The 12,685-nt window shown below is 67.5% G+C and carries 14 protein-coding genes; 13 read left to right on the top strand and 1 reads right to left on the bottom strand.

All coding sequences use genetic code 11. The annotated features are described in order from the left end of the window. Nucleotides 1–117: 117 nt before the first annotated feature. The 9 genes from ACP7AZ_RS06890 (at nucleotide 118) to ACP7AZ_RS06850 (ending at nucleotide 8,461) form a co-directional block, all read left to right on the top strand. Entirely contained in the window at nucleotides 118–1,440 is a 1,323-nt protein-coding gene (locus ACP7AZ_RS06890; protein ID WP_426037371.1) for a class I SAM-dependent methyltransferase, read from the top strand. A 78-nt stretch (nucleotides 1,441–1,518) separates the two neighbouring features. Further along, nucleotides 1,519–2,178, top strand: a complete 660-nt coding sequence (locus ACP7AZ_RS06885; RefSeq protein WP_426037369.1) for a hypothetical protein — start codon at nucleotides 1,519–1,521, stop codon at nucleotides 2,176–2,178. A gap of 9 nt (nucleotides 2,179–2,187) precedes the next feature. Beyond that, nucleotides 2,188–3,138, top strand: coding sequence for a cation diffusion facilitator family transporter (locus tag ACP7AZ_RS06880; RefSeq protein WP_426037367.1), 951 nt, complete (start codon nucleotides 2,188–2,190; stop codon nucleotides 3,136–3,138). A gap of 195 nt (nucleotides 3,139–3,333) precedes the next feature. Further along, a complete protein-coding gene (locus tag ACP7AZ_RS06875) occupies nucleotides 3,334–4,398 on the top strand; it encodes a CobW family GTP-binding protein (RefSeq protein WP_426037365.1) in 1,065 nt (354 codons plus the stop codon). 171 nt (nucleotides 4,399–4,569) lie between these two features. Further along, a complete protein-coding gene (locus ACP7AZ_RS06870; protein ID WP_426037363.1) occupies nucleotides 4,570–5,535 on the top strand; it encodes a WD40 repeat domain-containing protein in 966 nt (321 codons plus the stop codon). Nucleotides 5,536–5,589: 54 nt separating this feature from the next. Then, nucleotides 5,590–5,715 (top strand): hypothetical protein, encoded by a 126-nt coding sequence (locus ACP7AZ_RS06865; protein ID WP_426037361.1) that lies wholly within the window; start codon nucleotides 5,590–5,592, stop codon nucleotides 5,713–5,715. 65 nt (nucleotides 5,716–5,780) lie between these two features. Next, nucleotides 5,781–6,476, top strand: a complete 696-nt coding sequence (mtgA, locus tag ACP7AZ_RS06860; RefSeq protein WP_426037359.1) for a monofunctional biosynthetic peptidoglycan transglycosylase — start codon at nucleotides 5,781–5,783, stop codon at nucleotides 6,474–6,476. 102 nt (nucleotides 6,477–6,578) lie between these two features. Then, nucleotides 6,579–8,255, top strand: a complete 1,677-nt coding sequence (locus ACP7AZ_RS06855) for a pilus assembly protein TadG-related protein (protein WP_426037357.1) — start codon at nucleotides 6,579–6,581, stop codon at nucleotides 8,253–8,255. Then, on the top strand, nucleotides 8,252–8,461 hold the full coding sequence (locus ACP7AZ_RS06850; protein WP_426037355.1) for a flagellar hook protein FlgE: 210 nt from the start codon (nucleotides 8,252–8,254) through the stop codon (nucleotides 8,459–8,461). The genes ACP7AZ_RS06855 and ACP7AZ_RS06850 overlap by 4 nt, the downstream gene beginning before the upstream one ends. 82 nt (nucleotides 8,462–8,543) lie before the next feature. On the opposite strand, the gene ACP7AZ_RS06845 is transcribed toward ACP7AZ_RS06850, so the two are convergent. Beyond that, entirely contained in the window at nucleotides 8,544–8,966 is a 423-nt protein-coding gene (locus tag ACP7AZ_RS06845) for a hypothetical protein (protein ID WP_426037353.1), read from the bottom strand. Between the two features lie 59 nt (nucleotides 8,967–9,025). Between ACP7AZ_RS06845 and uvrC the strand changes: the two genes are divergently transcribed. The 4 genes from uvrC to pgsA all read left to right on the top strand — a co-directional run bounded on the left by uvrC (nucleotide 9,026) and on the right by pgsA (nucleotide 12,683). Continuing rightward, nucleotides 9,026–10,930 (top strand): excinuclease ABC subunit UvrC, encoded by a 1,905-nt coding sequence (gene uvrC / locus ACP7AZ_RS06840; protein ID WP_426037351.1) that lies wholly within the window; start codon nucleotides 9,026–9,028, stop codon nucleotides 10,928–10,930. A gap of 39 nt (nucleotides 10,931–10,969) precedes the next feature. Continuing rightward, entirely contained in the window at nucleotides 10,970–11,281 is a 312-nt protein-coding gene (locus tag ACP7AZ_RS06835; protein WP_426037349.1) for a YdeI/OmpD-associated family protein, read from the top strand. Nucleotides 11,282–11,333: 52 nt separating this feature from the next. Beyond that, nucleotides 11,334–11,957, top strand: coding sequence for a carbonic anhydrase (locus ACP7AZ_RS06830; RefSeq protein ID WP_426037347.1), 624 nt, complete (start codon nucleotides 11,334–11,336; stop codon nucleotides 11,955–11,957). 84 nt (nucleotides 11,958–12,041) lie between these two features. Beyond that, on the top strand, nucleotides 12,042–12,683 hold the full coding sequence (pgsA, locus tag ACP7AZ_RS06825; RefSeq protein ID WP_426037345.1) for a CDP-diacylglycerol--glycerol-3-phosphate 3-phosphatidyltransferase: 642 nt from the start codon (nucleotides 12,042–12,044) through the stop codon (nucleotides 12,681–12,683). The last annotated feature ends 2 nt before the right edge of the window (nucleotides 12,684–12,685 follow it).

The raw sequence follows: 12,685 nt of genomic DNA, 5'->3' as shown, positions 1-12,685 counted from the left end.
CCAGATCACACGCGGGATGCCGGGATTAAAGCCCTCTGTGATCTGCAGCCGTCGGTGTCCGCCAACTGGACCCCGGATTGCGCCGGGGCGCACGCAGGTTGGAGGAGAGAAGACACCATGACCCAGACCATCGACCGCCGGGTCACCGCCGCCCGCTGCATCGCCTCGCATATCGCAGAGCAGTTGCAGGCCGACCTGTCGCTTCAGCTCTGGACCGGCGAAGTCATCCCCCTGGGTCCGAACGCCCGCGACGACATCCGCATCGTCCTGGCCGACCCGTCCGCCGTGCGCCGCCTGGTGCTGAAACCCGGCCTGATGACCCTGTTCGAGCTCTACGCCACCGGCGATGTCCGTATCGAGGGCGGCTCGCCGCTGGAGGCCGCCGACCGCTGGGACCACGGCCGCGCCGTCCACCTGCCCAAGCGCGTGAACAAGGGACTGATCGCGCGCGAACTGATTCCCTTCCTGCTCGACGGCTCCACCCGCACCGTCGGCGACGCCGCCTACGACCCCACCGGCGAGGCCGGCCAGCGTCGGGATAAGTCCGCCCGCAAGGACAAGGACTTCATCTCCTTCCACTACGATGTCGGCAACGACTTCTACGGCCTCTTCCTGGATCCGGAGATGGTCTATTCCAGCGCCTGTTACGCCGACGCGGACCAGTCGCTGGAGGACGCTCAGACCCGCAAGCTGGACCTCATCTGCCGCAAGCTCCGCCTCAAGCCGGGCCAGAAACTGCTCGATGTCGGCTGCGGCTGGGGCGGCCTGTCGTGCTGGGCGGCCCGGCATTATGGCGTCACCGTCCACGGCGTGACCCTGTCGGAAGAACAGCTCGCCTTCGCCAATGCGAAGATCGCCCGCCTCGGCCTCCAGGACAGAATCACGCTCGAACTCAAGGACTACCGCGACCTGGAGATGACCGAGCAGTTCGACGCCGTCAGTCAGGTCGAGATGTTCGAACACGTCGGCTTCGCCAACCACGACCGCCACTTCCTGGAGATGCGCCGGCTGCTGAAGCCCGGCGGCCTCTATTTCCACCAGGCCTCCGTGCGTCGTGGAGGCCGCGTCGCCGGCAACATTACGCCCCAGACCAACGCCACCCGGACCATCGGCCGCTTCATCTTCCCGGGCGGAGAGCTGGACACCATCGGCATGACGGTCACCAACATGGGCCGGCTGGGTTTCGAGGTTCTGGACGTCGAGGACCTGCGCGAGCATTTCCAGGCCACCACCGCCGAATGGTCGCGCCGCCTCATGGCCCGCCGCGACGAGGCCGTCGCCATGGTCGGCGAGGAACGCACCCGCCTCTGGCTCATCTTCTTCGCCATGTGCGCCAAGGGCTTCGAGCGCGGCTCGATCCTCGTCTACCAGACGGTCGCCCAGCGCCGCCGCGCGGGCCCGAGCGGCATTCCGATGGATCGGGGCAGTCTTTATCGTTGATTGGGGTCCCTCTCCCACCGGGAAAGGGACGCGGAAAAACCTCTCGACCGTTATAAAGTAACACGCTATATCGGGTCAATGTCGCCCCCCGCCTTTGAACAGCCGGTCCTCTTTTCTCTCGTCGCCGGCGGGTTCGCCGCGGCCTTCCTGCACGCGGCCCTGCCGACGCACTGGCTGCCGTTCGTGCTCGTCGGCCGCGCACAGCGCTGGAGCCTGACGAAGAACCTGCTGGCCGTCAGCGCCGCCGGCCTGGCCCACATCGCCAGCACCGCAGTCGTCGGCAGCCTGATCGTCGCCGCCGGCCTTGCGCTGGACGGACTGGTGGCGGGATTTCTGCCCCACCTGTCGGCGGTCCTGCTCTTCGCCTTCGGCGGCTTTTATCTGATCAAGTCGGCGATCCGGCGGCCGGTGATGGCCGGCGGCCCCGCCCTCGACCTCGCCGAGCCCACGGTGTCGCACTCCGCCGCCTTCTGGGGCCTGGTCGCTGTCATGGCCCTGTCGCCCGGCGAGGTGCTGCTGCCCATCTATATGTCGTCCGCCCAGGAAGGCGTCGGAGCCCTGGCCCTGCTGACCCTCGCCTTCGCGCTCGGCACCATTCTGGGCATGGCGACTTTCACGGCCCTGGCCCGCGCCGGTGCCTCCGTGCTCAGACTGGAACGGTGGGCGCGCTACGAGGGCGCCATCCTCGGCCTCGCCCTGATCGCGATCGGGTTGGTCATCGTGACACACCAGCACTAGGCTGGAACAATGACCGCACACGATCACGCTCACGACGATCATGACCACGCCCATGGTCATTCGCATGGCGCAGGCGGCCATGCGGGCCACGCCCACGGCCCGGTCGACACCGGCGACTGGCGCTACCTCGTCGGCCTGCTCGTCAACCTCGCCTTCGTCGCCTGCGAGTTCGGGGCCGGTATCTATTCGGGCTCGACCGCCCTGCTCGCCGACGCCGGTCACAACCTGTCCGACGTGCTCGGTCTCGCCATGGCCGGCGGCGCGGCCGTCCTCGCCCGTCGTGCGGCGGGCAAACAGCTGACCTACGGCTTCGGCAAGGCGACCATCCTCGCCGCACTGGCCAATGCACTTCTGCTCATCTTCGCCTGCGGAGCCATCGCCTTCGAAGCGGTCCAGCGCCTGACCGACCCCGCCCCGGTCCAGTCGGGCGTCATCATGATCGTCGCCGGCATCGGCTTCATCATCAATCTGGGTACCGCCCTGATGTTCATGCGCGACCAGCACAGCGACCTCAACGCCCGGGGCGCCTACCTGCACATGATGGCTGATGCAGGCGTCTCCATCGGTGTCGTCATCTCCGGCGCGATCATCATGTTCAGTGGCTGGTGGATCCTCGATCCGATCGTCTCGATCGCCATCGTCGCCGTGATCCTGTGGGGCACCTGGGGCCTGCTGAAGGATTCTGTCGGCCTCGCCATGGACGCCGCCCCCCGCTCCGTCGACGTCACGGCGGTGCGCGAGGCTCTCGCCGCCCTGCCCGGCGTCTCGGCCGTCCACGACCTGCACGTCTGGAACATGTCGACGACGTCGACGGCCCTCACCGCCCACCTCGTTCACGACCGGGGCGACCCCCGCGCCCTGCTGATCGAGGCCCAAACCCTGGCGAAGACAAGGTTCGCCATCGGCCACACCACGCTGCAGCTCGAAACCGATGTCATGCCGGACTGCCCGACCTGCTGACCCTGCAGGGGTCTCCTCCCCACGCCCTTGCGCATGGGGAGGCGGTGGCTAGCCCTTGCGACCTGACGGAGGGGGCCTTGCCGCGCGAAGATCCCCTCCGTCTCTCCGCTTCGCTCCGAGCCACCTCCCCATCGCTGCGCGATGGGGAGGAGACCGCTCCTTTCGCTTGAGCCCTCGTGCCCCTAGATGAGCCTCATGACCGACACCCGTATCCCCGTCACCGTGCTCACCGGCTATCTCGGCGCGGGCAAGACCACCCTGCTCAACCGCATCCTGACCGAGGACCACGGCAAGCGTTACGCCGTCATCGTCAACGAGTTCGGCGAGATCGGCATCGACAACGACCTGGTCGTCGGCGCCGACGAGGATGTGTTCGAGATGAACAACGGCTGCGTCTGCTGCACGGTGCGCGGCGACCTGATCCGCGTCGTCGCCGGCCTGATGAAGCGCCAGAAGCCGGGCGCCCCCGCCTTCGACGCCATCATCGTCGAGACGACCGGCCTGGCCGACCCCGGCCCGGTGGCCCAGACCTTCTTCGTCGACGAGGACGTCAAGGCCAAGACCACGCTCGACAGCGTCACCGCCCTGGTCGACGCCAAACACGTGATGGCTAGGCTGGACGATTCGAAGGAGGCCCGCGAACAGGTCGCCTTCGCCGACCGCATCATCCTCAACAAGACCGACCTGGCGACCGAGGCCGAGCTGGTCGCCGTCGAACAGCGGCTGCGCAAGCTGAACCCGCTGGCCCCCATCACCCGGGCCGAACGCGCCAATGTGCCGCTCGATCAGGTCCTGGGCCTGCACGGCTTCGACCTCGAGCGGATCATCGACATCAATCCCGAGTTCGCCAACTCAGTTTCTGGCCCGGCCCACGGCGAGGCCGGCCACGTCCATGACGAGCACTGCGGCCACGAGCATCATGACCACGGGCACGCCCATGGCCCGCGCGGCCACGACCACGGCGACGACATCAAGGGAATCTCCCTCAGCCTCGACCGACCCATGAACGGCGTCCGCTTCACCGCCTGGCTGGACAAGCTGCTGGGCGAGAAGGGTCAGGACATTCTGCGCGCCAAGGGCATCATCAATGTCGAGGGCGAGGACAAACGTCTGGTCTTCCAGGCCGTCCACATGATCCTCGAAGGCGATCTCCAGCGGGAATGGGGGGCCACCGAACGCCGCTGGTCCCGCGCCGTCTTCATCGGCCGCGACCTCGACGAGGCCGCGATCAGGGCCGGCTTCGAAAGCTGCGCGGCCTAGCCCCAACCGGTGCATCCCCGCGACCCGAAGGGCGGCGCGTAGCAGCCAATGCGGGACCCAGTGGTTTCGTGAAACACGGTGCGCGGGATCGATTTCAACGCGGACCCGGTGATACCGGTCGCCCACAGAACTGGGTCCCCGCCTTCGCGGGGATGATCGGAAGATAGATTGATGCCCACCTTCACCTTCGACGCCCAGGTCACCTCGGCCCATTTCGACTCCTCCGGCGCGGTCTTCGCCCTGGGTGACGGCTCCGTGCGGTTCGAGGACCGGACCTTCGACGCGGTCCATGACGGCGCGATCCTGTGCGCCGTGGTCCATCCGTCCGGCGACGGCCTGGTGACCGGCGGCGACGACGGCCGGGTGATCTGGAGCCGCAAGGGCGAGGCGGGCGTGCTCGCCACCGCCAAGGGCCAGTGGATCGACTCCATCGACGCCTCGGCGGAAACTAGGCTGATCGCCTTCTCGGCCGGCAAGACCCTGTCCGTCATCGACGCGACCGATGCCGGCTTCCGCTGCGACTTCCAGCATGAGCGAACCGTCTCCGGCGTCGCCTTCGACCCCAAGGGCCGGCGGATCGCTGCGTCCACCTACGGCGGCGCCTGGCTGTGGTACGCCCGGATCGCCGAACAGAAGCCGACGAAGCTGGCCTGGGCCGGATCGCACACCGGCGTGGCCTTCTCGCCGGACGGCGCCTTTGTCGTCACCGTGATGCAGGACGCCCAGTTGCACGGCTGGCGGCTGAAGGATGCGAAGAACATGCGGATGGGCGGCTATCCGTCCAAGATCCGCTCCGTCGCCTTCATGGCGAAAGGCCGCCTGCTCGCGACCTCGGGAGCCCAGGGCGCGGTGCTCTGGCCCTTCGACAGCACCAACGGCCCCATGGGTCGCGAGGCGTCCGAGATCGGCTTCGACGATACGACCCTGGTCAATCTCGTCGCGTCGGCCAACCCGCACAGCCGCCTCGCCGCCGGCCTGGCCGACGGCCGCGTCTGGGTCGCCGATCCGGCGGGCCAGGGCCTCAACTTCATCAAGGCCGACAAGGGCGCGCCCATCATCGCCCTGGCCATGAGCCCCGACGCGACCCGCGTCGCCTGGGCCGACGAGGACGGACAGGCCGGCGTCGCCGATCTCTGAGCCTCGACACCCCGCGCCGACGCACCCTATCGTCCGCGCGAACGGGGGTTCCTGATGAACGGTCGACCGGGAGGCGAGACGCCGCGAATGGCCTTCGGCTGCATGGCCGTCGGCATTCTGGCCCTGGTCGTCATCGGTGCCTTCGCCGTGATCTTCCTGTGGGACGTGAACGTAAAATAGGCTGGCCCCGGCCTCGCCCTTGCATGGCCACGCTTCCCGGCCAAAACTCCGCCCCGGGAGGGATCATGACTGACGAACAGCCGCGGCGGCGCAAGCGCCGTCCGATCCTGACCGTCCTGCTGGTCCTCGCCGCCCTGCCGATCGGCGGGGTGTTGGTCCACACCCTGGCGCCCCCGCCCCTGACCCTTCTGATGGCGCGCGAGTTCGTCGCCGGTCACGGGCTCGACTATCGCTGGCGTTCGCTGGACCAGATCTCGCCCGACCTCGTCGCCTCGGCCATCGCCGCCGAGGATGCCCGGTTCTGCAGCCACGGCGGCTTCGATATGAAAGCTATCGAAAGAGCGCTGAAGAACAACGAGAACGGCCGCAAGGTCCGCGGCGGCTCCACCATCTCTCAGCAGACCGCCAAGAACGTCTTCCTCTGGCCCGGTCGCGACTGGATCCGCAAAGGTCTCGAGGCCGGCTACACCCTGATGATCGAGACCGTCTGGTCCAAGCGCCGCATCATGGAAGTCTATCTGAATGTCGCCGAGATGGGGCCCGGCGTCTATGGCGCGGAGGCCGCCGCCCGGCACTGGTTCGGCAAGTCCGCCGCCGACCTGACCCCGCGCGAGGCCGCCCGCATCGCCGCCATCCTGCCCAGTCCGCGCCGTTACAGCGCGGGTTCGCCCGGCCCCTATGTCCGCCGCCGCGCCGCCAGCGTCCAGGCCAACGCCCGCGTCGTTCGCAACGAAGGGCTGGCGTCCTGCGTGCTGGACTGATCGTCCGTTAACCGTCCGCCTTAGCCGAAACCTTAACCGTCGCGCGCTAGACGAGGTCGATTGCGGTCCTCCGTCCGGGGCCGCCGCGCACACGGGTGGGCCATGACGACCGAGAACCGGGGGAGCCGTCGATTGCGGGATGTCGCGCGCCGCTTCGCGTCCGACACGCGTGGCAATATCGCCATGATCTCGGCCTTCGTGATCCCGGTGCTGCTGCTGATCACCTTCGGCGGCATCGACATCCACCGTGCCTCGACGGTGAAGGCCAATCTGCAGGACGCCCTGGACGCCGCCACCCTGGCCGCCGCCCGGTCCCAGTACACGGCCGACACCGATATCACCCGCGTGGGCCTGGCCTCTCTCCGCGCCAACCTCGCGCCCTACAACGACATCACCCTGCTGACCGCCCAAACGACCTTCGTTCTGGACCCCAGCACCGGCGCCGTGGTCGGCGACGCCAGGGTCAATGTCGCGGCCCTCGTCGCCAACATCATCCTGCCGATGGTGGGCCAGGGCACGGGCGACCAGATCCCTGTCGGCGCCCATTCCGAGGTTCTGCGTTCGAACAACCGCGTCGAGGTCGCCCTCGTCCTCGACAACACCGGATCCATGTCCGGTGCCAAGCTCACCAACACCAAGGCTGCGGCCATCGACCTGATCAACCGGCTGGAAGCGGCCGACAGCCGGTCCATCGAGCCGGACGCCATCAAGATCTCGCTGGTGCCCTTCTCCCAGACGGTGCGCATCTCGCAGGGCGGCTCGAACACCGTGCCCAGCTACATGTCGAACGCCACGACCCACACGGGCGGCGGTCAGTATTCGACCGTCCCGACCAGCCTGTTCAGCGCCGCCGTCGGCCGCTTCACCCTGTTCGGCAACGTCGGCACGACCTGGGGCGGCTGTGTCGAGGCCCGCCTCGCGCCCTTCGACATCAGGGACACCGCCCCCCTGTCGAGCACCCAGGGCCGGATGTTCGTGCCCTATTTCGCCCCGGACCAACCCGACGAGGGCGATTACCCGATAGACTGGACCTGGCGGAACTACGCCTACGAGGACAACGACTATCTCGATGACGCCCGCAAAGGTCTTATTGTTCCCTTTGTGGACACCGCGGCGCGCGAGACCGAGTGGGGTCTGCGCCTGCGGGACCGCACTAGGTACAGGACCTCCAGCAAGCGGTCGGGCACGCTCGATACCAACTGGGGTCCGAACCGGGGCTGCGATCTCCAGCCCCTGATCCGGCTGACCGACAAATATGGTGCACTGCGCACTGCGGTCGACAACATGATCGCCAGCGGCAACACCAACGTCCCGCTCGGTACGATGTGGGGCTGGCACACCCTGTCGCCCAATGCCCCGTTCGGCGACGGCCGGGCCTATGGCACGGAGCGCCTGACAAAGATCATCATCATCATGACCGACGGCGAGAACGTCATGAGCGACGCCAGCAACCCCAACCGGGGCACCTACAACGGCCTGGGCTACATCTATCAGGACCGGCTCGGCATCACGAGCGGCAGCAATTCCCAGCGCCGCACCGCCATGGACAACCGCTTCGACCACCCGACCGCAGGGGTCGAGGACATGTGCGGCAATATGAAGGACCAGAACATCGAGGTGTATACCGTCGCCGTCCAGGTCGACGGCTCGGCCCAGACCCTGCTGCGCCGCTGCGCCACCGACGACGACCACTATTTCCCGGTCGATAGCGCGGCCGGCATCGGCGCCGCCTTCGATCGCATCGCCGGGGCCATCGAGAACCTCAGGATCTCGCGATGAACGCCGCCGCGATCGCCGCCGGAGGCCTCGCCTCGGCCGTGGCCCGGTTCGAGCAGAGCGCCGTCCGAACCGCCCGGGCCCCGCTCGACAACCTCGAGGCCGAGATGGTCGAACGGATCGAAGCGAGGGCATCCGTTTCGGCCAATATCGCCGTGCTCAGGACCGCCGACGATATGGCCGGCGCGCTTCTGGATATGTTCGCCTAGAGCATGATCGCTTGTGGTGGAGACGCCACGCGGGTCCGACACGAAGCGGAACTCAGGCTCTCGCCAGGATCTGGAGCCTGATTCACGTCTGGTCAGGCCGGGATGGGGTTTCGGGCGGCTTGTCGACGTCGGGAGTCGCCGTCGTCTCATTGGCCCGCCGCGTCGCAGACGTCGCATCGTCGGCGGCCGGTTCGGGCGACGGGGGCGCAGTCCGGGCCGGTGCGGCCTCAGCTGCCTGATCCCCGGCCGGCCCACGGTCCTCCTCGGGCTCTTCCTTCTTCGCGGCGGGCCGGGGTTGAGCCACAGGCGCGACCTCATCCTCCACGATCGGCACGGCCTCGATGAAGTCGAGTTCGGCGACCGGGCCCCCGGCCTCACCGGCAGCGGGCGACTGTTGTCCACACGCGGCCACAAGGGTCGAAAGGACGATCGAGATGGCGATGCGTTGCATGATGAAGCCCCCGAAACCGGAGACGCGCCGCCGGTCGCGGGAATCCTCCGTCATTCTCCGAAGCCGATCAAGCCGCTCTGACAGATCGCTGCGCGACGCCTATATTGGCCGGGATGCCCGCCGACGCCCCGCCCATTGATTCGACCGTCCCACTCGTCGCCGCCGATCTGATCCGCGACGAGGCCCGGCGCGCGCCCGACAAGCCGGGCGTCTACCGCATGTACGGCGAGGACGGGACCTGCCTCTATGTCGGCAAGGCGCGCTCGATCAAGAAGCGCATCCTCCAGTATGCCCAGGGCAGGTTCCACACCCAGCGCATTGGCCTGATGGTCTCCCTGACCCGCTCGATGGAGCTGGTGGTCACCGCCTCCGAGACCGAGGCCCTGCTGCTCGAATCCAACTTCATCAAGAAGCTGAAGCCCCGCTTCAACGTCGTCCTGCGCGACGACAAGTCCTTCGCCGAACTGATGATCCGCAAGGACCACCGCGCGCCCCAGGTCCGCAAGCATCGCGGCGCCCACACCACCGACGGCGAATATTTCGGCCCATTCGCCTCGACCTGGGCGGTGAACCGGACCCTGAACACCCTGCAGAAGGCCTTCCTGCTGCGATCCTGTTCGGACAGCGTCTACGAGACCCGCACCCGCCCCTGCATGCTGCACCAGATCAAGCGCTGCTCGGCCCCCTGCACCGGCCTGATTTCGCTCGAGGACTACGGCGACCTGGTCCAGGAGGCGTCACTGTTCCTGCGCGGCAAGTCGCGCGCCGTGATCGGCCGACTGTCGCAGGAAATGACTACCGCCGCCGAGGCCATGGACTTCGAACAGGCCGCCCGCGTCCGCGACCGAATCCGCGCCCTGTCGGCCATCACGATGGAGAATTCGGTCAGCGCCGACAGCGTGGCCGAGGCCGATGTCTTCGCCCTGTTCAGCGAGGGCGGTCAGGCCTGCGTCCAGGTCTTCTTCTACCGCGGCGGCCAGAACTGGGGCGGCCGCGCCTATTTCCCGCGCGTGGACAAGTCCGACACCGATCCGGAAATCCTCTCGGCCTTCCTCGGCCAGTTCTACGAGGACAAGCCGGTCGCCCGCCTGATCCTGTCCAACGTCGTCCCGTTCGAGAAGGAACTGCTGGAAGAGGCCTTCTCCATGAAGGCGAAGGAGGCGGACGGCCGCCGCGTCGTCTCGATCGAACGGCCGATGCGCGGCGACAAGAAGTCTCTCGTCGACCACGCCCACACCAATGCCCGCGAGGCGCTGGGCCGCAAGATGGCCGAGGGCTCGGCCCAGGGCAAAATCCTGACCGAGGTCTGCGAAGCCTTCGGGCTGGACGGCACGCCCGAGCGGATCGAGGTCTACGACAACGCCCACATCCAGGGGACCAATGCGGTGGGCGGCATGATCGTCGCCGGCCCCGAGGGCTTCCAGAAGTCGCAGTACCGCAAATTCAACATTCGCGGCATCGATCTGACTCCCGGCGACGACTACGGCATGATGCGCGAAGTCATGCGCCGCCGCTTCAGCCGCCTGGTCAAGGACGAGGAAGACGGCGCCGAGGAGGTGGTCCGTCCCGACCTGCTGCTGATCGACGGCGGCGCCGGTCAGCTGGCCGAGGTACAGGCCGTGCTGGCGGATCTGGGTCTGGACGACATCCTCGCTGTCGGCGTCGCCAAGGGGCCGGACCGCGACGCGGGGATGGAGCGGTTCTTCGTACCCGGCAAACCGCCCTTCATGCTGCCGCTGAAGTCGCCGGCCCTCTACTACATCCAGCGCCTGCGCGACGAGGCCCACCGCTTCGCCAACGGCGCCCACCGCACCCGCCGCTCGATGGACATCAAGAAGAACCCGCTCGACGAGATCGAGGGCGTCGGTCCCGGCCGCAAGAAGGCCCTGCTGCACGCCTTCGGTTCGGCCAAGGGCGTCGGCCGCGCCGCCGTCGTCGATCTGGTCAAGGTCGAGGGCATCAACCAGCCGCTGGCCGAACGTATTCACGGATTCTTCCATCCCGAGACGCAGCGCTAACGTGATGCCCTCCAAATGACCATCGACAGGAGATGTCAGTTGAGCGACTTCCCCCAAGGCGTCGTCCACAATGCCGGACCCGACCTCGAATCCGCCGTTCGATCGGCGCCGGAGGTCTTCGCCCTGTGGCAAAAGCTGACGCCGCTGGGACGCAATGAGTTCATCTGCTGGGTGGACGACGCGAAACAGGCCAGGACCCGCGAACGTCGCATCCAGAGAACCGGCGAAGAATTGCTGGAAGGCAAGACCCGGCCCTGCTGCTGGGTCGGCTGCATCCACCGGACCGACAAGGCCCCGAGCCGCTGGCAACAGGCGGTTCTGATCGATGGCAAGCGATCCCCTGGGCGCTAGCAGGCTTTCCGGTGCCCTCCCCTCGGCATCGGGGATTGCCTATACCGTCGCCATGTCGAACGATTCTTCCGATCCCCTCATCTCCGGCTACCACCGCTTTCGCGCCAACCACTGGCCAGCGGCGCGTGCGGAGTACGAGGCCCTGGCCGCCGGTCAGACACCACACACCCTGATCGTCGCCTGTTCCGACAGCCGCGCCGACCCCGCCCTGATCTTCGACGCCGCGCCCGGCCAACTGTTCGTCGTCCGCAACGTCGCCAACCTCGTTCCGCCCTATGAGCCGGACGGCCAGTTGCACGGCGTCTCCGCCGCGCTGGAGTTCGGGGTGAAGGTTCTGAACGTCCGCCGCATCGTCGTCATGGGCCACGCCCACTGCGGCGGCGTCGCCGCCATGCGATACGGCGCACCCGACACCGTCCAGGACTTCGTGGCCCCCTGGATTGCCCAGGGCACGCCCGTCGTCCGCCGGATCGCCGAGATGTGCGAGCCGGAATCCTGTGAACAGGCGACCGAGGAGGCTGTCGTGCGCCTGTCCCTCGACAATCTGCGAACCTTCCCCTGGATCGCCGGGCGCGAGGCGGACGGGCGGCTCGAATTGACCGGTCTGCATTTCGGCATCGCTGAGGGCATGCTGCGCAAGCTGACTTCGGCTCCCCGGTTTGAACCGCTAAGCTAGGCGCGCGTTCGCTGAAGACCGCCTATCCTGTCCCGGCCAGCCCTGCCCTGCCCTGCCCTGCCCTGCCCTGCCCACGGAATCGCCATGTCCCCCACACACCACGTCAATCCAATCCCCAACATCCTGACCGGCCTGCGCCTGGTCGCCGGCGTGGTGATGTTCCTGATCCTGGCGGGCGCGACCGGCGGGGTGCCGATCCTGTCGTCCTATCTGAGCCCGGAGGACCAGTTCGGCCTCTATCGCGCGGCCTTCTACATCTTCGTGGTCGCCGCCTCGACCGACTGGGTTGACGGCTATCTGGCCAGGCGCTGGCATGCCGAGACGCGCTGGGGCGCCATCCTGGATCCCATCGCCGACAAGGTTCTGGTCACCGGCGCCATTCTCGGCGTCCTGACCTCCGGCTCGGTGCCGCAGATCGCCATCCCCTGCGGCCTGATCCTGTTCCGGGAGTTCGCCGTTTCGGCCCTGCGCGAAACCATCGCCGGCCGCGTCACACTGGAAGTCACCCTGCTGGCCAAGTGGAAGACCACCGTCCAGCTGGTCGCCCTGGGCTGCCAGCTGTTCGCCCGCAACTGGGACGGCTTCGGCCTCGACTTCGAATACCTGCCCTACTTCCAGCTGTTCGCCGACAGCCTGATCTGGTTCGCCGCCATCGCCACGGTCTGGACCGGCTGGCAGTATTTCGACACGGCGAGACGGTCCCTTGCCGATCCGGACGCCAGATAGGC

Source organism: Brevundimonas sp. DC300-4, from assembly GCF_049897365.1.
Classification (GTDB): domain Bacteria; phylum Pseudomonadota; class Alphaproteobacteria; order Caulobacterales; family Caulobacteraceae; genus Brevundimonas.
This window is presented reverse-complemented; position numbering and strand designations above follow the sequence as displayed.